The sequence below is a fragment of the Nostoc sp. LEGE 12454 genome (assembly GCF_056620565.1).
This window is the reverse complement of record NZ_JBWQXL010000044.1, coordinates 1-21239: the sequence shown is the minus strand read 5'-3', so window position 1 is coordinate 21239 and position 21239 is coordinate 1. Positions and strand designations below refer to the sequence as shown.

Sequence of the window (21239 nt, the reverse complement as noted above, 5' to 3'; positions counted from 1 at the left end):
TGCGTTTAAGTGTTAATAAAGGCACTCAGTAGTTTTTTGCACCACTAAACAGCCTGTTTTAGACATAGCTCTAATAAAGGCATAGTGATGCTGTTGCCGTTGAGTTTAGATACTTGGCAAAGCACATTGCAGGCTCAACTGCATGGTTATTTAGAAAGCCTTGATTAACGGTGGTTTAACGCATTGATGCTGCTTTTGTATCTTTATGTAAAGAAACATAACAAGTTCGTTACAAATAAGCAATACTTTCTCAGTTATATATTAATAACTTATGCTTATACAAAATATAAGTTTTGCTGATGTTCAATTTAATGCAATTGGTACTTTTGTGTGCATCAAATTTCCATAATCCTTAGCTGTACCTATTCGCTATCAAACATCACGAGCGTCACAGCGTACTGTCAATGTGGTTCGGTTAAGATTTTTTGATGAAAATTCTAGATCGCTAAAGATGCGATAAATCATCACAAAGACGCGATAAATCGCCGTCTCTACAATAATCAGTCTTTCGTCTTGACGGCGATTCATTGCGTCTCTTGCCTGAAGCGAACTGTATTGAGCCGACTGTAGACATTGCCTAGTTCTCACACAAATCCGAAATACCCTACTCACTTGGTACGGTTCCCACTACCTTTTTTTGTATGTCAAGTAGTTGCACGAAATATTTACAATAGTTAATATTCGTTTACAGAGAGCAAAAACAAAGAATCAAAAATGGCAAGTAAAGGCTTTACCATTAACGAACGCGGTCAAATCAATAGATTTGCGATTGAACCCAAGGTTTATGTTCATGAAACTCCGCAGATAGGATTCACCAAATATGCCGAAAAACTCAATGGGCGTTTGGCAATGATTGCTTTTGTTTCACTCATAGCTGTAGAAGTTATTACTGGACATGGTTTGATTGGATGGCTAACCAGCCTTTAAAGAAGACACTTTGAGATTTCTTAATTTTCTTTACTTGACGAATAAAGCAATTTAGAGGCAAACTTACTTATGAAAACTGATTTTGATTATCCCAAAAAGGATTTAATCGGACCTGTTGTTTTTAGACCTGATTTCAACAACTTTGAGATTATCAATGCAAATCAAGCCTGGTCATTGTTTTTTACTGCCGGTCAAGATGACAAAGGACTGGGACAAGAAATTGAGTTCGGCAGATTTTTCACTAACCTTTTAATTGCCATTGGAGTAACTGGAATTATTTGGGCGATTTACTTCAGCCAATTAGCATGAGTAAGTTTGTTCATTTCTAGTGTGTAGTAACTTCAATAGAGGTCTTGGATTTGAATACCAGGACTTCTTTTAAATTTTCAATTAAGTTTAAAAAACTCTATTTAGCTTTGGAAAAAGTTTGATGTTGATTGGATTTATAAAGCTTCCCAATTTGTCGCGGTATTGTGGATACGTGGGCTTAGAAGTAGCACAAATTGTTTCCAAACATCTTGCTGTTCAAAATAAAACCTATGTAATTCAAAATAGAAGGGTATTGGTACATCAACTTTTAAAGTCTGGTCTGGATTCTCATACCGCAGATCGAACTGTTACTGTACTTATATCAAGCGCAGTTTTACAATTAAGCAACAAAAACCAGTGTGCAATTAATTGTATGCAAGAGAAACCATACAGGTAGTAAAAAGCTTTGGGGTTAAAGGAGAGTTTACAGGTGACAGATAATAATCTGTACCCTCTAACCCGTATCCTATTCCCTTCTTCAGTCCTCATTTCAACGCAAACAACGAATCGCCTCTAATAGACCTCTAGCTTTATTTAGCGTCTCTTCGTATTCTTTCTCTGGCTCAGAATCAGCTACCAAACCTGCACCGGCTTGTACGCTGACAGTACGATCGTGTACTACCATTGTGCGAATTGCGATCGCAGTATTTAATTGTCCTTCAAAATCGTAATACCCATACACACCTGAATAAACACCCCGACGACTAGACTCTAACTCGTGGATAATTTCCATCGCCCTAATCTTGGGTGCGCCGCTTACCGTACCTGCTGGGAAGCTAGCTTTCAGTAAATCCCATGCTGTTTTACCAAGTGCTAATTTACCCACAACATTGCTAACAATGTGCATCACATGAGAGTAGCGCTCAACTACCATTAATTCATCAACTTTGACGCTACCACTTTGACAAACACGCCCCAAATCATTCCGCCCTAAATCCACAAGCATCACGTGTTCGGCAATTTCTTTGGGATCTTGGAGTAAATCTTGAGCGAAGGCTGCATCTTCCTTAGTGGTTTTACCCCGTGGACGTGTCCCAGCAATTGGGCGTACCGTTGCTATTACTCCACCATCTGAATCGGTTTCGGCTTTCACCATCACTTCGGGACTGGAACCGATGATTTGCCAATCTTGGAAGTTAAAGTAAGCCATGTAAGGCGAAGGATTTATCTGACGCAGGGAGCGGTAAAGGGCAAAAGGGTCGCCTGTGTATGTTGTTGATAACCGCTGGGAAATTACTACTTGGAAAATATCGCCTGCTTTAATATAATCTTTGGCCTTTTGGACACTGGCACAAAAATCAGGGCGAGTAAAGTTACTGTTATATTCCTCTGCTCCTCTGCCCCTCTGCTCCTCTGCCCCTCTGCTCCCTGGCGGTTTCCATTCCAATCGGGTTTTTTCCGGCGATAGGGGTAAAGATAGCTTTTCGAGCATTTGGGTGACGCGATCGCACGCTTGTTGATATGCTGCTTTTAAATCTACATTCGGGTCGCGTAAATCAGCATAAGCGATCGCCCAAATTTTCCGCTTCACCTGGTCAAAAATCAACAAGTGGTCTACCTGCATCCACAACCCATCAGGGATATTCCGCTCATCTTGTGGATAAATTGGCACACGCGGCTCAATCCACTGAATCAATTCATAGCCCCAAAACCCAAACAAACCGCCAATTCCCGGCGGTAGTTGTGGTAATTTTACTGGGTGATAAGGTGCTAAACATTCGGCTAAAGCTGTAAAAGGGTCGCCTGCAAAAACCACCTGCGAACCATCGCGGTTTTTCTGAGTCGTGCGATCGCCCCTTGCTTCCAAAACCCACACCGGATCGCAACCAACTAAACTATAGCGTCCCAGTTTTTCCCCACCTTCGATGGATTCCAACAAAAAGCTATAAGGCTGACCTGCACAGACTTTATACCAAGCAGATACGGGCGTATCTAGGTCTGCCACCCATTCTTGATATACAGGGACGAAGTTGCCTTGTTGCGCTAGGTTGGAAAACTCGGAGAAATCCGGAAACATCATTATTTTTCAAAGGTAATTGGTAATTGGTAATGGGTAATGGGTTTTTATTTACCAATTACCCATTACTAATTACCCATTAGCTACTAACAGCTAGTTACGGAGCGTCGTAAGTAGTAACACCGCTAAACTTAACTTTAGAGGGGCTGGGGTTTTGTCCGATACGACGGTCTACATAACGCACTTTGTCACGACCTGGGTTGACCTTTTCGGGGAAGACACCATCAGCTGGGTGAAGTAAGGTAGTTTCTCCGTTGGGTAAAATCCGGTAAACTTTGTAATCTGTGATTTTGAGTTTACGAAGTTGCTGACCGCCCAAAAAGATGCCATATTCTTTACGAGCTATATACAGCAGGTTTTCACCTTTCCGCATAGTAGCAGCACCACCTGTAGGCAATTCAAAAACTTGCTCTTTCGGGCTAGTCCAAGTGATAGCGTACTTTTCTTCTACTGCTGCTTTTGTAAGCAAGCCACCAGTGCTGCCAGCAAATAGCGGGGTTTGTCCAGAGAGTGTTTCTGCCATAAAGTCTATTCTCTCAACGTTTTTAGGGAATCCTAACATCGCAACCAGGATCATATTGCGATCGCGTCATAGACTGTAACAGTTTTTAGTCATTTGTCCTTTGTTCTTTGTCATTTGTTAAAAATTAATGCCTCATGGCCTTCAGGAGTGCTGAGTTAGGAGTTATTATTTCTCCCCTGCTCCCCTGCTTCCCTGCTCCCCTGCTCCTCTGCTCCTCTGCTCCTCTGCCCAATCCCTATTTACTCTTGACTTTTGTCCGCTTTTCCTCTTGGCTACTCCGAACAATCGGGATGGTGAAGTGAAACTGACTGCCCTGGTCTTTGCCAGTTGACTCTGCCCAAATTTCTCCACCCCAGCCATTAACAATTTGACGGCAAATTGCTAAACCAAGTCCAGTCCCGCCAGTGGTGCGGCGCAGCGCTCCTTCTTCTTGATAGAAGCGGTCAAAAACTACTTCTAAACGATTTGGTTCAATCCCTCGTCCAGTGTCAGCTACAGTCACTTCGACCATTTGACGGCTGTTGTAAATCGCTTTAATCGTGATTTCTCCTTGGGGCGGCGTAAATTTCAAAGCATTGTCCATGAGTTTTGCCAGTACCTCGACTAGCCAATCACCGTCAGCTCTGACTAAAGGTAGGTTTTCGGCAATTTGAGTCTTGATTTGAGGCGGCTTTTCCATTGAGGAACGCGTGCGATTTCGGCTGAGTGCTAAATCGACACATTCTTGTAAAGAGAGGGATTCTGGATGCCATTCCACCCGGCCGCTTTCTAAGTTGGAAAGTGTAAGAAAATCTTGTACCAGTTTTCGCATCCGCTCTGAGTCGGAAAGAGCGGTGTTGAGCATCACCTGCTGCAACTCCAAAGGCATATCCGGTTCGGTAGCGAGACTTTCCAGGCACACTTGAATTGTGGATAGGGGGGTACGCAGTTCGTGTCCGGTGATGGCTATGAGGTTGCTGCGGGTGCGGTCAAGGGCTTCTAGCTGCTGGTTAAGTTCTTCTAGGTTAGCGTAAGCTTCCGCTTGGATGAGAGCTGCTCCTACTTGGGTCGCGATCGCTTTTACCAAATCCAATTCCCCAGGTTGGCACTCGTGGGGTGGCATCCGGCAGTAATGTAACTCCACAATCCCCAATAATCGCCCCTGATAAAATACTGGTTCCATCAGCCAAGAACGAATGGCAAACTTTTTGGCGATCGTGGAAAGTCCTGGGGATTTAGTAACGCGGGGGTCACTCAGTGTATCGCTTACAGAAACACCTTCGCCTTGTTCCACGATGTCCTGAAACAGTGAATTTTTCTCTAACTCCCAGGTTTGTCCGCAAACAGACAAAATACCGGGGGTCAAAAACTCGTGTTCAATTATGGCTTGGCTATCGGTGGCTTGAGCGCGGTAAATTAAACAGCGACAAGCTTCTAGGTGTTGTCCTAATTCTTGTGCCGCCACCTGGAGAACTTCATGAGGATCGAGCGATCGCCGAATGGCAGTACTAATCGAGTTGACTAATCGTTCTTTTCGTGCTTGAGCAGCAATAGAACGGTAAGCTTTGTGCAATTTGTACTGACTAGCTTGCAAATAAGTTACTAAGCGCTGTACAAAGGGATCTGTATCAATGTCACAGGCATACTCGTTTACCTGTTCGGCTCCAGAGTAGTTTCGCGGCTCCCCAATACCAAACCTCTGACGTGCCTGTTGAATTTTACTTGTCAGTTCTGGTCTGTAAACCAAAACTCTATCTAACAGCAATTCAGCTGCTTTGAGGCTAACTCCTCTTTCCGATGTCCAAATTCCCTCAAATCTTCGGGCTGTGTCTATATCCAGATTAGGGCTTAGTTCCGGTAGTTGGTTGTTTTTGGCAAGAGAACCAAGGTTTTCTCGGCAAACCAGACAAGTAGCATAATTGTCAGCAATCACTACCAAATGCCACTCCTGACTTAAGCCATCCGTTGGCTCAAAAGCCACTTTTTCATAGTGTTCCGAACTGTTGGCAAAATCCGTTTCTGGAGCAGATAATACGTATATTTGATTACTTCGCAAAGCAAGTCGCTGGTAGCGATGAGCTTCTTGGCGGTAGAATCGCTCTCGCTGGAAACTAGCAATTACAAGGGGTTTCGCTAAAGTCGCAGCCAAAACTTGATCTTCCATCGCGTGGGAGAGCGCCGTTAGTGAAGCCTTAAAATATAGCTGGGGCCGCAAGTAGGGTAGGGACTTTAGCAGATCACTCAGCACAGAAGTTGAAATGCTCATGAATTATTGTTAAACGCTCAACCTCGATCAGATCCACGTCACAGCTGCATTGTACAAATTCCAAGGGACTCTCAAGTTAAATAGACAGCTGCAATATGTAAAGAACGCTAAAAAGCGCTTTTCACCAAAGCAGTCGCAACACTTTGTTACCAACTAAGGGGCGTGGGTACACTTGATTTGTTGATTGACAACCTATTACGCCCAATATACATTCAGGACAACTGATGCTTTTGCTTGTACAGGTAAATTTTTTCAGGAATAAGTACTAAAACATTAATTCTTGTATGGTTTTAACTACTGTGTTAGCTAATAATCACGGACAATCGATTTACAGTCCATGCGTCGGCAAAATAGCCTGTCGTAGACATTACCTACTTTGCCGACGTTGATTTATGTTCGCTAAATAAATTTTCTTAGCCAAAAATCCTGACTTTGATATTTACATAACTTAATTTATAATTAGTTATTAAACTTAATCAATTAATTATCTTAAATTAGTCTAATCAAATATCAAAGATTATTTAGAGGATGTTTTCAAAGTTCTTTGGTCGGTAACAAAACGTATTAGATCCCTCTAAATCCACCGATAAATTGGGGGACTTTGATTCCAGTTCCCCCTTTTTGAAAGGGGGTTAGGGGGGATCTAGAAATGCCTAAAATTACAGATGACCACTTTTAAAACATCCTCTTAAAACAAAATCTTATACTAAATAAATGTTCTCTATGTTCAACAAAAACATCTCAATTTCACATTTTTGCTGAGTATACTATATATCCTGTGTCTTTGAAAGTTTAAAGACTAATAAATTATCTTAAAATCCTCAGTTTTCAGTCTTGACCTCACGCTTATAAAATATAAATTTATCGACGAAAGACAGTTATTGCTGTTCGCGCAGCGTGTCGTAGACAGGGCAGTCTTCCTAGCGCCTCCTGCGGTTCGACTGAGCGATCGCCGAACATCCTTCTGCATCCTTCAACAAGATTTGTTTATATAGATATCAGCGCTGCTAATACACCTGTACACGGAACTTTGTCTAATGACACCGGATACGCTAATCACCCCAGAAAAAATTTTTCTGGATGGAAAAACTTTTATTCCTGCCGAACAATTACCGATCCCGGAGTGGCCTTGTGTTGTGGCTGAAAGATCGCAACCGACACTAACGGTTAAAGATGATGATTTATTTTTTGTGACAGATACTATCGGGAATATTTCTGGCTGTTCCCTCAACGATGGCAATCCCAGTATGGGACTGTTTTGTTGTGATACGAGATTTCTCAATCGCTTGGAGTTACAAATTGAAGGGCGATCGCCTGTACTCCTCAGTAGTACTGCCGAAAAAGGTTTTGCACTCTCAGTTTTGTGTACCAACCCCAGAATCGACGAACGCCTGAAAGCCGAGACTATCGGAATTCGCCGAGAAATCGTGCTGAATGGAGCACTATTTGAAGAAATAGAAGTATCTAACTACAGCACAACCACTGTCAATTTTGAACTAAGTATCAGTTTTGATGCGGATTTTGTTGATTTATTTGAAGTCCGTGGCTATGACAGAGAAAAACGAGGTCGGCTTTTACGCCTAGTAGAACCGACGATTGAGGAAGGAACATTTTCTCACGTCGATGGTGTTGCACCAGTACCTAAAGAGCCATCTGCCTATAGAGAAGAATCCTTAACACTCGCCTATCAAGGTCTGGATGGCTCGGTGATGGAATCCCGAATTTTATTCCAGCATCGGCAACCAAACAATTTCAAGGGTTACACTGCGGTTTGGCAGCTAGAGTTGGCTTCTCACGAAACTCAAAAGCTGGGCTACCGAGTGAATATGTTGAGAAACAACCAGTCCAGTTCAACCGTGAGTGCCGCTACTACTTTAGGACAAGCGAAAGCTGCTGAGTGGATGGAGGAGCAACACTGGGTACAACAAATTACTCGCATTAGTTCAGATAAGAGTACCTTCAATCGAGTGATTGAGCGGGCTGAACAAGATATGTATTTGTTGCGCCAGTCTTTTGGTAAGCATAAGACTGTTTCTGCTGGAGTACCTTGGTTTTCGACATTATTTGGGCGAGATTCGCTGATTACAGCTTCCCAAAGCCTGATGTTAAACTCGCAAATCGCCAAGGAAACTCTGATATTACTGGCGACATACCAAGGTAAAATTGACGACGAATGGCGCGAAGAAGAACCGGGTAAGATTTTGCACGAGTTACGTTTGGGAGAAATGGCTCGTTGTCAAGAAATTCCTCATACACCTTACTACGGTACTGTTGATGCCACTCCCTTGTGGTTGCTGCTCTATGCCGAACACTATGCTTGGACTCACGATGGAGAACTCTTAGAGCAACTTTGGCCCAATGCTCTAGCGGCAATGGAGTGGATCGATCGCAATACCAAAGAAACCACTTACCTCAGCTACTTCCGTACATCGAAACGCGGTCTTGCTAATCAAGGTTGGAAAGATTCTGGCGACTGTATTGTAGACCGGAAGGGAGAATTAGCCAACGGCCCAATTGCTCTCTGTGAGGTACAAGCTTACGTCTATGCTGCAAAAATACGCCTAGCAGAAATAGCTAGGATGAAGAAGCGGCTTGATTTGGCAGATCGTTGGCAAGAAGAAGCCAGAAATCTTAAGGTTCAGTTTAATCGAGATTTTTGGGTAGAAGATCAAGATTTCTGCGCCCTGGCTTTGGATGGAGAAGGTAAGCCAGTAGACAGTATTACCTCAAATCCCGGTCATTGTCTGCATTTGGGACTTTTCACAGACGAAAAAGCTCATAGTGTAGCAGAACGGTTGCGGGCACCAGATATGTTTAATGGTTGGGGCATTCGGACTCTAAGTAGTTTGTCACCCGCTTATAATCCGATGGGTTATCACATTGGTTCGGTTTGGCCCCATGATAACGCTCTGATCGCAATGGGATTGCGATCGCTCGGTCTTATCGATCAAGCCTTAGAAATATTCCAAGGTTTATTCGATATGACTGAGCAGCAACCCTATCAACGTCCTCCAGAACTTTTTTGCGGCTACGAACGAAACGGTGATAATGCTCCTGTACAGTATCCGGTTGCTTGCACTCCCCAAGCTTGGGCTACGGGTAGTGTTTTCCAACTACTGCAAATGATGGTAAATTTGGTGCCTGATGCTCAAAATAATTGCTTGCGAATAATCGACCCCGCTTTGCCAGAATCGATTAATCGCCTGTCATTTCATAATTTACGAGTCGGCCCCACCATCCTCGATTTGGAATTCGAGCGTTCTGGGACTACGACTGCTTGTCGCGTTGCGAAAAAACGGGGCAATTTACGGGTAGTTATTGAAGCTTAGAGAGAGTAGGGAGTTAGGAATTTACCACTCCCTATTTTATGGTTAGTGCGTAGGCGTAGCCCGTCGTAGACATCGTCGCGCAGTGCCATCCACTCCAACAATCCAGTGTTAGCGTACTTCATCGCCAGTGTGTAGAGTTCTCAAAAGCTGCTCTGTAAGCTCGATCAATTCAGATACAAAATTTTGCGTAAGTTGTGTAGTTTTGAAGCCATGAGCAATAGAATTACGTAATGGGAGTGCATTCATTAGTAACTGATACTCAGCTTTTGAAATTACACCTTCAGTTGTTAATTGCTTTACTAAGTAGTGTGGATCAAATCTTTCTAAACTTAGCCCTTCCTTTTGGGCAATAAGTCTCAAAGTTGCTTCTACCAAAGACCAAGAATATAGGATAGCTGATTCTGGATGTTGCGTTGTAAGTTGCCTTGCTACTTGCAACTGTGATTCTATTTCATGTTCTTGAAGAGAAGCCTCTGCTTTGGGAGAATACATTGTATCCTCCGGGTTGGTCATTACTAATTCAAATCTCCAAGCAGGATGTTTTTCTACCGCTTGAGCTAAATTACCTAAATATTGATTAGAAGAAGAGCTAAGTGAAGAGCGTGACTTGACTTCAATAACTACATTTTCTTCTCCCCGACGTACTATCATGTCAGGGCGATAGTGATTAAGGAAGTCTGGCAAGTCTTCTGGATCTGGATGAAAAAAAACTTCGTAACCCTTTTCACGATACTCCTCTGCTAGTTTCAGCAATCGCTCTCTTTCTAAGTTTGCAGTTGGAGTTTCCATCAAATAATTACCTCCTGGTTAGGAGCATCAATTACGACAATATGTAAGAACTCATTGCCACTAGCAAATCCTTCCGCCAATGTCGAGGTCATGTTTTCTATTCTAAAGTTACCTGACAAATTCCTCTTTCTAACTAGGAGATCGCTTACTTGATTATCATCGACGTAGGCTAATCCTTTAATTGCATCTTGAATAGGCTTCACTATATTATCTATATCTATTTGAACAGAATCATAGAAATAGGTTATCTGGAGCATAACCAACCCAGTAGCTGTTTTTTGTTCCGAAGACCAGTATTTTTCAGCTTCTTGTCGCACTGTCTTTTTCCAATCTTGAAGCCTATTGCCCTTACCGCGCTTACGAGCCTGTTGTGATACTGGTCGCCCATTTACTATGAACTCAAATCTGGTCAATGCACTTTTAAATAATAGATCGCAGGTTATCCTATGCTAGTAAACAATATCACCCTCAAGTCACTCAATATCAACTCGAAGTCCTTGTCCAATATAAGCATGAACTAATAGCTGATAGCTAGAAAACCCTAATAATGGTGATACTCGCTTCAAATCCTCAATCGCATTTTCGGGAATCCTAATTCTGACTGTCGTCATTGGACGACAGTTATCGAGTCGCTTTTTTGACTTCACATTTCTTGTGCGCCGCTTTGCGATCTGAGAATAATACAATATTAATTTTCCAGCCTACTGACGCGATCGCCTCAAATTCAGAGATAGTAATAAATTTCTGCTAAAAAAAATTAAGGATGTAAAAACAACAATCATTTACACCCAAATTGCTAACAGACGCGATTAATCGCGTCTCTACATTATGCTTCTTCGGAATTATCTCTTTTAGGTCCTGGGGATGCTTCGTAAAGTGCATCGAGATGTTGACGCGCATCTTCAACGTTAATCGAACGCATTACCAAAAGTGGCTCTTTAATTAAGTTTCCAGCGCTATCCAACAACTCTGGATGGGGTACAAACTGTTTTTTTGATGAATAATAACCATAGTTACCTTGATTATTCATTGGCGAGGAATTTGTCGGGTAAGTTCGCTCCCGATCGAAACTGAACATAATCAGGTTACGGATTAAGTTGCCAACAGCTATAAATGCAAGGATTGTAAAAGCAAGAATGTAAAGCAGATGTAACATTTGATTTTCCTCCAGAACAGCAATTTTTAAAACTTTAATTTTGTAACGCTTTGTTTCGCCGATACTGTACTCACAGTTAAGACGAGTATTCTACGCATTTTTCAGGCGCTTACATTTATATGAAGCTATTTGTCAACCGTTATTCCACTTACGGTAGCATAAGATACATTATTTTGCTAATCCAGTTAATGTTAAGAAATTGTTAAGAATTTTCTACTATCTTTTTAACGACTGATTTACCATCTTGCGTAGACGCTTTTGTGGTAAGTCTTGAGACATCGCTAAGTTGTTTGCCGAAATTTGACGCGCTTAGACTTCACGTCCTTGACGAAAGCGCATTGCCACATTCCAGCATTCTGTTACTAATTCATGCCAAGGCATTAACGTTGCCATATCAATTCCGACTTGTTTATCAGTTGCATTAAATAGCATCTTTGCCGTATTTAATTCGTCCTGCGCTTGCTTAACCCGCAAGAGCAAGTCAGATTGCTCTTGCTGACTCATAAATGAGAGTTCCTCAGTTTCGAGTAAATGGCGCGATCGCGTAAACCAATGCTGAAAATCTTCCAGCAGCGGATCTAAAACCGTTTTCAACAACTCAGTCCCTGGTAAATTTGAGTCTGACATAAATGATAGGGATATTTCAAACTTGCTTACTAATATTAACGTTATTTACGTTTCTTAATACTTTTTGGGTTTCTCTCATAATTTATTGATGTAAAATTTTGTAACAAAGGGCACAAATTTTATTATATAGTCTTGATATCTGGTTTGTACAGTGCCTTTGGACAGGCATCTATAGGTATATATGACATCGAGTTGCAATTCATAAGATAATTTAGCGATTGCGGGCAATCCTGAATTTGATACTCAGGTAACAAATCAAAAATTTATCTTTATTTTTGGATTGAACAAGAATTCAGGAGTCAAAATTCAGGACTCAGAATCAAACCTCTACGCGCAGTCATTAGTTATTAGTGATTAGTCCAAGAGAAAGCACGCCCACTCTTTAACATAGTTTGAATTACTGCGATGAAAGAAAAAGTTTTTCTACCCACCATCAAAGCAAGTTTACGATGAGCTTTGTTGAACTGCTTATGGCATTGCAAGGGATGGGGTATGCACCAATAACCAATGACAAATGACAAATGACTACTTAACCAAAGTCGTTATAGTTGAATAAGCCTACAGATTCAGACAAATCAACTTTTGTAATCACTTCGCCAACGGTTCAGCAGCCAATGTCGCCAAATTCATCAAATCAGTCACAACAGTCAGAACAAGTTGAAAAAATTTATTTACCGCGTACCAGCGAATCGGAGAACTTAAAAAAGATTCGCCACACTGCTTCCCATGTTATGGCAATGGCGGTACAAAAGCTGTTTCCCAAGGCGCAAGTTACAATCGGCCCTTGGATAGAAAACGGTTTTTACTACGACTTCGACAATCCAGAACCATTTAGCGAAAACGATCTCAAAGCCATCAAGAAAGAGATGGCGAAGATTATCAATCGCAAACTAGCAGTAATTCGGGAAGAAGTCAGCCGCGAAGAAGCCGAACGCCGGATTCAGGAAATTAAGGAACCTTACAAGCTAGAAATCCTGGCAGATATCAAAAACGAACCAATCACGATTTACCACTTGGGGAATGAATGGTGGGATTTGTGTGCGGGGCCCCATCTGGAAAACACCAGCGAATTAAACCCTAAGGCAATTGAACTAGAAAGCGTTGCTGGTGCTTATTGGCGTGGGGATGAAACTAAAGCCCAACTACAACGCATCTACGCCACCGCTTGGGAAAGTCCAGAACAACTCGCTGAATATAAGCGACGCAAAGAAGAAGCGCTACGGCGAGATCACCGGAAACTGGGTAAGGAACTGGGATTATTTATATTTTCCGATCTAGTAGGGCCGGGTTTACCTTTGTGGACACCCAAAGGCACTTTGTTGCGGAGTACTTTAGAAGACTTCCTGAAGCAAGAACAGGTAAAACGGGGTTATTTATCTGTAGTAACTCCTCACATTGCCAGAGTAGATTTATTTAAAACCTCTGGACATTGGCAGAAATATAAAGAAGATATGTTCCCCTTAATGGCAGATGATGAGGAATCGGCTGCACAGGAACAGGGCTTCGTTATGAAGCCGATGAACTGCCCCTTCCATATCCAAATATATAAGAGTGAGTTACGCTCTTATCGGGAATTACCGATGCGGCTGGCGGAATTTGGTACTGTTTACCGCTACGAACAGTCAGGCGAATTGGGCGGTTTAACACGGGTGCGCGGCTTTACTGTAGATGATTCTCACCTGTTCGTTACTCCAGAACAACTAGATAGCGAATTTCTCAGTGTGGTGGATTTGATTTTGTCGGTGTTCAATAAGCTGCAACTGAAAAACTTTAAAGCTAGACTCAGTTTCCGCGATCCTGCTAGTGATAAGTACATCGGTTCAGATGAAGTTTGGGACAAAGCCGAAGGTGCAATTCGCCGTGCAGTTGAAACCTTGGGGATGGAACACTTTGAAGGGATTGGAGAAGCGGCTTTTTATGGCCCCAAACTCGACTTTATCTTTAGTGATGCCCTAGAACGCGAGTGGCAATTAGGAACTGTACAAGTGGATTACAATTTGCCTGAACGCTTTGAGTTAGAATACGTTGCCGAAGATGGGGTTCGCAAACGCCCAGTGATGATTCACCGTGCGCCTTTTGGTTCGCTGGAACGGCTAATTGGGATCTTAATTGAAGAATATGCAGGTGATTTCCCTTTGTGGTTAGCGCCAGTGCAAGCTAGATTACTACCCGTGGGTGATACACAGCTAGATTTTGCTAAAGATGTGGTAACGAAGATGCGTGCGTTAGGCATCCGTGCGGAAGTTGATACCAGTGGCGATCGCTTGGGTAAACAGATCCGCAATGCAGAGAAAGAAAAAATACCCGTGATGGCAGTGGTGGGAGCCAAGGAAGTGGAAACGAACACCTTGAGTATCCGTACCCGCGCCTCTGGAGACTTAGGTAGTATTTCTGTTCATCAAGCTGTGGGTAAATTGCAAGAAGCGATCGCTAACTTTGATAACCTTCAGATCGATGTCACAAGCGCAGAGTCTGAAGCTAGCTTCGAGAACTTCAACATTGATTTTACAGAAGCAGTAGGAACCAATATGAAAAAATTGGATTAATTTCAAATAGCAAACAGTAGGCTGGGTAATGCCCAGCCTAAAAAATTAACTGAGAAATCAGAATTAATGCCAGCCAAAGACATTTATCATGATTGTGTGAAAAATGCACTTATCAAAGATGGGTGGAAGATTACGGATGACCCCTTTAAGCTGAAAAAACAGGCACTGTACGATCGCTGCTAAAAAAACAGTTGAGAAATACTGGCAGCATAAAGACAGAGAGTACAAAGAATATCAACAAAAGCTTACCGAGACGCAAGAGTAAAGCATTATCTAGATTTTAAACTAAGCTCCTCTATCTCTTTATACTTAATCCACGAATATTCTTAGACATTGGATGCGGTGAGGGATAGTTGTCTCAACAGCTTTTTTCTTTAGGAATTGATGGCTAGGGTGTTGATTTTTGCGCCGATCTCATTGAGGCAGCAAGGCATAGTGGTGATTCTCGCTTTGTTGTCTGTTCCTACTCGGATCTTGCATCACAAAGATTTAGCACCATTAACTATTTCTCTTACTTTATCTGCAACTTTTCAATTCTAGGCGAATGCAGTCTTGATGAGATCGCCAAGGCAGGTCATAACCTGTTAGAGTCCAAAGGCAAAATAATCATTCAAACGCTTCATCCGATAATTGCTTGCGGTGACTCTACATACTCCAATGGATGGCGCGAAATCTTCATGGCAAACAGTTTTAGATAAGCCATTTCACCCTACTCCTTAGTATTTTAGAACGCTCGAATCATGGATAAACGAGTTTCATGCTTTAAATTACCGATTGTTAAATTTATATGAGCCATGCGATCCCAAGACGAACAAACTGATTTCAATTATTTTTGTCTTTGAGCGCGAATAAAGTATTAAGCGCATTTGCTGACAAACATCCTAATACTGCTTTTTGTCCTCAGCTAAGTCAATTATCGGAGTAGGTAGTCTTGAAATAGTTAACTGTAACGCTTGCATTTGAGGAAAATCGCGCTTAATAATTTCGATAGCTTTTTTTTGACTTTCTTGATTTTTAACGATTAGTTGTGCAGTGCCATCGCCCTGAGAACCCACGCCTTTCCCTCCGAAGATATAAGGCTTAAGTGGCTCGTGATCGAGAAGCAGATGCAGCTTTTTTGCAGTTAATTGCTCAGGACAAGCCGGAACTACGTGCCGATCAAATTCTGCTTGGGCTTTCGTCATTAAAGCTCCAAGAAGTTGAGCATCTCCTCTTTGTATTGCTTCAACTGCTGCCTGGGTAATTTCAGAGCTAATATAACCAAAATATTTTTGGACATTTTGCTGTATTGGATTAGTAGCAAAAGGATAACACTGATTCAATTTTTGTAGTATTTCTTGTGTGTTTTTGCTGCCGCCAAGATCGACAATCACAAAAAACAAATCCTCACTAACTTTCAGTTCGAGCAGGTCAATTTCTTCACCATCAAATATCATCAATATTGGGCGATTTCCATAAGCACAAGCCTGATCCATACGACCACAAAGGCTAGGAGTGGTTCTTTCTCCCAGGTAGGCAAACTCCATTTCTGAACGAATTGTCATCTTCAAGTCATACAGACGATCGAAAGCCCTCGCAATCAGAACGCAAAAGGCAGCACTCGAAGATAATCCCTTTTGGATGGGTAAGTCGGTTAGATAATTATCAACCTCAAGTCCGCCGACATCATAATGAGTTAGAATTTGATATGCTGTACCAGCAGCATAACTAAAAAAACCGCCCTCTGCCGCTATGCACTTCAGGGTATTAGATTCCATAGGTAATCTCAGAGGTTCATAACCCCTACCATCATTGAGAGAAGTACGAATAATTAACTCAGTAGGATTAGGCAAGACCGAGGCATAAATTCCTTGATTAGTACCAACAATTAAGGTGTAGCCCTTTTCGATCAGAGGATTAACACTGCGATATTCTCCTGCCCAATCGCTGTGTTCTCCGAACAAACAAAGACGCCCTGGAACAAAAATTCTCATTTGAAGTTTCCTGTTCTTAATCGAGGTATATTATTCTGATTAGCTTGAATAAACAACATACCATTCATCACTGCAATAGCCCACATCAGCAGCGCTTTCGGCAATCACTCGTGAGAATTGACTGGGGAAGCGATGACTACGCTCCATAAGAGCGATCGCGCCAATCTATCCTTACAGGCATCAGCGCAAGTTCGGGGCTGAACGCATTCCACAATAAAAAGCTTCAAATAACTTGCTATTGCATGAAGGCAGTGAGCTTGGTGCGATCGCTCCCTATCTGCTTGTCCTAGATCCGGTTGAGGAAGTTTTATAACTAAATGAGAAGTAGACAAAGGAGATTTATTATGGCTAAAGTGAATCCAGTGCAGCTACAAAAAATTTGAACAAAGTTAACTATTCCCTTAGCAAAAAAGGCTTGGTTAAGTATGCTGAAGAAAAAGGTATTGACGAGAAAATCCTGCGAGTTTTGAAGAAATTGCCTTCAAAACAATATGAAACTCTGGCTGATGTGGTCAACTTAATTGATGAAATATTCATTACTAAAATCAGTCCAGTACAATTAGAGAAAACTTGATTGCAGTTAACTATCCACTCAGCAAAAAAGGCTTAGTTAAGTATGCTGAGGAAAAAGGTGTTGATGAGAAAGTCCTGTAAGCCTTGAAATGTTTGCCTTGTAAACAGTATGAAACATTAGCTGATGTAGACAATGCAATCAATCAACAATCAACAGTGATTGCATTGCTAGTAGTAAAGTAAATACATCTGTATTGGTTAAGGTGCTACTTTTTCTCGAAACAGCTTTCCAGGAGAAAACGCAGGAACTCTAGTAGCTGGAATTGTGATTGTCTCCTTAGTTTTGGGATTACGCCCTTCACGCTCTGAGCGATCGCGTCGCTCGAATGACCCAAACCCAATGAGCGTTACCTTATCCCCATTCGCTACAGCTTCGGTGACAACTGACAAAAAAGCACTGATTACTTCATCAGCTTGCTTTTTTGTAATATTTGTCTTTGCTGCTACAGTATCCACCAATTCGCCTTTGTTCATAAATCACCCTGAAACATTGCAAGTAGTCGAAATCTAGCATCACTACCTCTTATTAAGAAAGGGAAAAAGGAATAAATTTCTAGCAACACATGAAAATTAACAATACTCAAAAAGGGTGAGCGCTCACATCTGCAATCGGTCAAATTTTAGCTAACTTTCTTTTGAGTAAACACTGACAACTGTCTAGGAGAAATATTCCCGCGTCCAAATCAATGGTAGTAAAGGTGACAGCCACTACACAGGCAAGCCAAGTTCTCCAGCCGATTGTCACCAGGGTAACAATTCCAGTGATGTACCTGAAGTGTATGAGCTTTGCGCTGGGATTTTGTCCAATCAGGTGGTTTTTTCCCAAGACGTAAGCAGACCTTACCACATTTAGTACAACGCCAATCACAGTCAGCTTTTAGCGCTGTCGCAATTTCTTTCCAATTGTCTGGATATACGCCCTGACTCATGACGATGTATTTTTGCAATCTATAGTGACTTATCAATCAACAAAGCTTATCTTAAAATCGACTAAGTTAAAAGTATTGTTGCTACAAGAATCTTTCGCCAATGAACATAGATATTCTTCTAGCTTTCAGACCCGATACCGTTGCTGTTGTGAGGTGTGATTGATTTTTTTGCACAAGCTCTACTAGCTGGCTCTATTAATTCTCAGTCTCGCCCTTCTTTGCTTCCACAATTTTAAACCTGAATCCTTACGGTATGACAGCTATACCATATCTATTCTTGATGATAAAAGTCACAACTACTTTTGGGAATTATAAACTGGACAACCTTTGTTGAGGGTTACTGGCCTTCAGCTATCTGCACGGAGACAAGAAATGCAGCAAACTACGATAAAGCAGCAATTCCTACCCAAGCTGGATCGTCCATTTATAATAGCAGCACTGACTATTCCTATTGTTCACCTCGGACTTGGATACATAGGTTTATCCATGACATTTGTCGGTGGTGCGTCAGCATTTTGGCCTTCATTCGGTGTGTTTTTAGCAGGAATGTTATTGATAGGTTATCGGATCTGGCCCATCATATTTTTGAGTGATTTTATTGTTAGTTATATTTTCTTTTTTAAGAACAATCTTTTAATTAGTACTATCATTCCGGCCGTCAATTTAATTACTCCTTTCGTCGCAACTTTTTTAATTCATAAGTTTATCAAGCGTCGCCATTTCTTAGAGCGATCGCAAGATATTTTTAAATTTATGGTTCTGACTATACCCAGCCCCCTAATCAGTTCCATCTTGGCTGCACTAACGCTTTGTATTAGTGGTATTGCACCTTGGTCAATATTTAGTAACATTTGTCGAACTTGGCTAACATCAGACAGCACAGGTATTTTAATTGTTACACCTTTAGTGCTGGCATGGTTGCAAAAATCTCCATCGCCGAGAAGCTTCCATCGGCGACAAATTATCGAACTTGCATTCGTCTTCTTGTCAATGACGGCGATTGTTCGGGTCGCTTTTTCAGGGGGATACCCAATTGAATACATGATCGTTCCGCCGTTAATTTGGACGGCATTTCGATTTGAAGCGCGGATATCGACTCTAGCTGTACTTATTGTGTCAGCGATCGCGGTTTTTGGTACTGTTAAAGGCTTTGGTTCGTTTGCTAAACAACTCTCACCTAATGAATCGCTCATCTTGTTGCAATCATTCATTTGTGTAATTGCTATCACTACCTTTGTGATCTCTGCGGTAACTAGTGAAAACCAAAGATCGGCAATCATACTGCGGCAAACCAATGATGAACTAGAACGACGAGTTGAAGAACGAACTGCCCAACTCAACGAAGCAAAAACTGTTGCCGAAGTTGCCAATCAAGCCAAAAGTGAATTTCTCGCCAACATGAGCCACGAATTACGAACTCCACTCAATGGCATCCTCGGTTATACTCAAATTCTACAACGGACTGAAACCTTGTCAGACAAAGGATACAAAGGAATTGAAATTATCCATCAATGCGGCTTTCATCTATTAACTTTAATTAATGACGTGCTGGATTTGTCTAAAATCGAAGCCCGCAAAATGGAGTTGAATCCCATCGATTTCCATTTTCCTTCGTTTCTGGAAGGAGTAATCGAAATTTGTCGGATTAAAGCCGATCAAAAAGTTATTTCCTTCACCTATCAGCCCGACTCTCAACTCCCGGTTGGTATCCACGCCGATGAGAAAAGACTGCGGCAAGTTCTGATTAATCTTTTGGGTAACGCAATCAAGTTTACAGATAAAGGTGGGGTGACTTTAAAAGTAAACGTTATTAATCATTCGTCATCTGTCAGTAGTCAAGAAACACAACAAATAACTAATTATAAAATTCGTTTTCAAGTAGAAGATACAGGGGTTGGGATGACATCGATGCAATTGCAGAAAATCTTCCTTCCCTTTGAGCAAGCAGGAGACATCAAACGACAATCTGAAGGAACAGGTTTGGGATTAGCTATTAGTCAAAAAATTGTTTACCTCATGGGTAGTACTTTGGAAGTTGAAAGTCAAATTGGTCAAGGTAGTATTTTCTGGTTTGAAGTAGAGTTACCAGAAGCAAAACAATGGGCTGCAAGTTCCAGAGTAATGCAACAAGGAGCTATTACAGGCTATCAAGGCAAAAAACGCAGCATTTTAGTAGTAGATGACAAGTGGGAAAACCGTTCGGTAATCCTTAATTTATTAGAACCGATTGGATTTGAGTTAATAGAAGCTAGTAATGGACAAGAGGGGATTGATCGGGCTGTTACATCTCAACCTGATTTGATCGTTACTGATTTAGTTATGCCTGTAATGGATGGTTTTGATCTGATTCGGTACATCAAGCAATCTGCTCAATTAAAAAACATAGCAATAATTGCTTCTTCTGCAAGTGTGTTTGACAGCGATCAAAATCGGAGTTTAGATGTTGGGGCGGATGCTTTCTTATCTAAACCTGTTGTAGCTGAAACTTTGCTGGAATTACTGCGAGTAAAATTAAATTTGGTATGGATTTATGTACCAAAATTGGAAGTTGATTTAAAGCACAGCCAAACTCATATTCAGTCAGATTCTGAGAAGCTCTCTTTACCTTCGATTGATATTTTGACTAGCTTGTATGAGTTAGCAAAAGATGGCAATCTTGATGGGATATTGCATGAAGCCAATAACTTAAAGAGTAATCATCCTGTTTATTTTGATTTTGCTCAACAAATAATCCAACTTGCCGAAAATTTCCAAATCAGGAAATTGCGACAGGCATTAAATCAATGGATAAGCCAGTCCAAATAAACTGTAAATAATCCTTAATAAGATTTTTTGTCTTGTTAGTTCATTTTATAAAAACCATTTGATAACCATGAAAAACTCTGATTTTGTTTTAATTGTTGATGATAATCCAACTAATTTGTCAGTACTATCACAAGCGCTAAAGAGTGCAGGTTTCGCGGTTAGAGTCGCCGAAGATGGAGAAAGTGCGATCGAAATGGTGCAGCATAAACCACCTGCTCTAATTTTGTTAGTGTGCAAATGCCGGGAATAGATGGGTTTGAGACTTGCCAGAAACTTAAAGCCGATCCATTAACGCAAAACATCCCAATTATTTTTATGACAGCGTTGGCTGATACTGGAAATATGGTGAAAGGGTTCTCGTTAGTGGGACTTAGACAAAATAGAGGAGTAAAAAGGGGTATAATTCTTTTTCAGCCTAGCTTTCACGTCAAAGTAAGCTCCCATGAAAGAGACAACTCCCGCCGCCATGCCTCCATGCTTTGAAAAATGGT

General features: G+C 41.5%; 21 protein-coding genes and 2 pseudogenes. 9 read left to right on the top strand and 14 right to left on the bottom strand.

The features are described 5' to 3' along the window. Positions 1-372: 372 nt before the first annotated feature. Positions 373-528 (bottom strand): hypothetical protein, encoded by a 156-nt coding sequence (locus AC1F2U_RS28295; RefSeq protein WP_480264154.1) that lies wholly within the window; start codon positions 526-528, stop codon positions 373-375. Positions 529-714: 186 nt separating this feature from the next. Here AC1F2U_RS28295 and AC1F2U_RS28290 point away from each other — a divergent pair, with 186 nt between their 5' ends. Further along, complete coding sequence (locus AC1F2U_RS28290; protein WP_480264153.1) at positions 715-927, top strand: high light inducible protein; 213 nt, start codon at positions 715-717, stop codon at positions 925-927. A gap of 69 nt (positions 928-996) precedes the next feature. Beyond that, positions 997-1236 carry a hypothetical protein gene (locus AC1F2U_RS28285; protein WP_334900333.1) on the top strand — a complete coding sequence of 80 codons (240 nt, stop codon included), beginning with the start codon at positions 997-999 and terminating at the stop codon, positions 1234-1236. A gap of 490 nt (positions 1237-1726) precedes the next feature. On the opposite strand, the gene trpE is transcribed toward AC1F2U_RS28285, so the two are convergent. The 3 genes from trpE to AC1F2U_RS28270 all read right to left on the bottom strand — a co-directional run bounded on the left by trpE (position 1727) and on the right by AC1F2U_RS28270 (position 6021). After that, on the bottom strand, positions 1727-3256 hold the full coding sequence (gene trpE, locus AC1F2U_RS28280; RefSeq protein ID WP_480264152.1) for an anthranilate synthase component I: 1530 nt from the start codon (positions 3254-3256) through the stop codon (positions 1727-1729). 94 nt (positions 3257-3350) lie between these two features. Continuing rightward, on the bottom strand, positions 3351-3776 hold the full coding sequence (locus AC1F2U_RS28275; RefSeq protein WP_322667867.1) for a photosystem I reaction center subunit II PsaD: 426 nt from the start codon (positions 3774-3776) through the stop codon (positions 3351-3353). A gap of 235 nt (positions 3777-4011) precedes the next feature. Beyond that, a complete protein-coding gene (locus tag AC1F2U_RS28270; protein WP_480264151.1) occupies positions 4012-6021 on the bottom strand; it encodes a DICT sensory domain-containing protein in 2010 nt (669 codons plus the stop codon). A 1037-nt stretch (positions 6022-7058) separates the two neighbouring features. Here AC1F2U_RS28270 and AC1F2U_RS28265 point away from each other — a divergent pair. Further along, positions 7059-9350, top strand: a complete 2292-nt coding sequence (locus AC1F2U_RS28265; RefSeq protein ID WP_480264150.1) for an amylo-alpha-1,6-glucosidase — start codon at positions 7059-7061, stop codon at positions 9348-9350. On the opposite strand, the gene AC1F2U_RS28260 is transcribed toward AC1F2U_RS28265, so the two are convergent. From AC1F2U_RS28260 to AC1F2U_RS28235, 6 genes are all read right to left on the bottom strand, one after another. Continuing rightward, positions 9347-9472: a hypothetical protein gene (locus tag AC1F2U_RS28260; RefSeq protein ID WP_480264149.1), complete on the bottom strand. Its 126-nt coding sequence runs from the start codon at positions 9470-9472 to the stop codon at positions 9347-9349. The two genes, AC1F2U_RS28265 and AC1F2U_RS28260, sit on opposite strands and share 4 nt — an antisense overlap. Further along, positions 9459-10139 (bottom strand): hypothetical protein, encoded by a 681-nt coding sequence (locus AC1F2U_RS28255; RefSeq protein WP_480264148.1) that lies wholly within the window; start codon positions 10137-10139, stop codon positions 9459-9461. Before AC1F2U_RS28255 ends, AC1F2U_RS28260 begins: the two co-directional genes overlap by 14 nt. After that, positions 10139-10552, bottom strand: a complete 414-nt coding sequence (locus tag AC1F2U_RS28250; RefSeq protein WP_292752920.1) for a RusA family crossover junction endodeoxyribonuclease — start codon at positions 10550-10552, stop codon at positions 10139-10141. Before AC1F2U_RS28250 ends, AC1F2U_RS28255 begins: the two co-directional genes overlap by 1 nt. Before the next feature lie 60 nt (positions 10553-10612). Then, the gene (locus AC1F2U_RS28245; RefSeq protein WP_480264188.1) at positions 10613-10750 is read right to left on the bottom strand and encodes a hypothetical protein; all 138 of its coding nucleotides are present in this window, start codon (positions 10748-10750) and stop codon (positions 10613-10615) included. 215 nt (positions 10751-10965) lie between these two features. After that, entirely contained in the window at positions 10966-11295 is a 330-nt protein-coding gene (locus tag AC1F2U_RS28240; protein ID WP_480264147.1) for a DUF2973 domain-containing protein, read from the bottom strand. Between the two features lie 309 nt (positions 11296-11604). Then, positions 11605-11922, bottom strand: a complete 318-nt coding sequence (locus tag AC1F2U_RS28235) for a DUF2605 domain-containing protein (protein WP_335000699.1) — start codon at positions 11920-11922, stop codon at positions 11605-11607. Between the two features lie 614 nt (positions 11923-12536). Here AC1F2U_RS28235 and thrS point away from each other — a divergent pair. Next, positions 12537-14468, top strand: a complete 1932-nt coding sequence (thrS, locus tag AC1F2U_RS28230; protein ID WP_480264146.1) for a threonine--tRNA ligase — start codon at positions 12537-12539, stop codon at positions 14466-14468. Positions 14469-14534: 66 nt separating this feature from the next. Then, positions 14535-14624: pseudogene (locus AC1F2U_RS28225) on the top strand (element excision factor XisH family protein); the annotation flags it as partial. A 725-nt stretch (positions 14625-15349) separates the two neighbouring features. Here the strand turns inward: AC1F2U_RS28225 and AC1F2U_RS28220 are convergent. Both AC1F2U_RS28220 and AC1F2U_RS28215 read right to left on the bottom strand, forming a co-directional pair. Next, on the bottom strand, positions 15350-16441 hold the full coding sequence (locus AC1F2U_RS28220) for a GHMP family kinase ATP-binding protein (RefSeq protein WP_480264145.1): 1092 nt from the start codon (positions 16439-16441) through the stop codon (positions 15350-15352). Between the two features lie 104 nt (positions 16442-16545). Further along, complete coding sequence (locus tag AC1F2U_RS28215; protein ID WP_480264144.1) at positions 16546-16773, bottom strand: hypothetical protein; 228 nt, start codon at positions 16771-16773, stop codon at positions 16546-16548. Between the two features lie 47 nt (positions 16774-16820). On the opposite strand from AC1F2U_RS28215, the gene AC1F2U_RS28210 reads away from it, so the two are divergent. Together AC1F2U_RS28210 and AC1F2U_RS28205 are read left to right on the top strand one after the other, a co-directional pair. Beyond that, positions 16821-17015, top strand: coding sequence for a DUF2795 domain-containing protein (locus AC1F2U_RS28210; RefSeq protein ID WP_480264143.1), 195 nt, complete (start codon positions 16821-16823; stop codon positions 17013-17015). Beyond that, positions 17012-17095 (top strand): DUF2795 domain-containing protein, encoded by an 84-nt coding sequence (locus AC1F2U_RS28205; RefSeq protein WP_480264186.1) that lies wholly within the window; start codon positions 17012-17014, stop codon positions 17093-17095. The genes AC1F2U_RS28210 and AC1F2U_RS28205 overlap by 4 nt, the downstream gene beginning before the upstream one ends. A gap of 117 nt (positions 17096-17212) precedes the next feature. On the opposite strand, the gene AC1F2U_RS28200 is transcribed toward AC1F2U_RS28205, so the two are convergent. Further along, positions 17213-17488, bottom strand: a complete 276-nt coding sequence (locus AC1F2U_RS28200) for an HU family DNA-binding protein (RefSeq protein WP_480264142.1) — start codon at positions 17486-17488, stop codon at positions 17213-17215. 209 nt (positions 17489-17697) lie between these two features. Next, a complete protein-coding gene (locus AC1F2U_RS28195; protein ID WP_480264141.1) occupies positions 17698-17943 on the bottom strand; it encodes an HNH endonuclease in 246 nt (81 codons plus the stop codon). A 372-nt stretch (positions 17944-18315) separates the two neighbouring features. Between AC1F2U_RS28195 and AC1F2U_RS28190 the strand changes: the two genes are divergently transcribed. Together AC1F2U_RS28190 and AC1F2U_RS28185 are read left to right on the top strand one after the other, a co-directional pair. Continuing rightward, positions 18316-20748 carry an MASE1 domain-containing protein gene (locus AC1F2U_RS28190; RefSeq protein ID WP_480264140.1) on the top strand — a complete coding sequence of 811 codons (2433 nt, stop codon included), beginning with the start codon at positions 18316-18318 and terminating at the stop codon, positions 20746-20748. 67 nt (positions 20749-20815) lie between these two features. After that, positions 20816-21111 (top strand): annotated as a pseudogene (locus AC1F2U_RS28185) (response regulator); the annotation flags it as partial. Between the last annotated feature and the right edge of the window lie 128 nt (positions 21112-21239).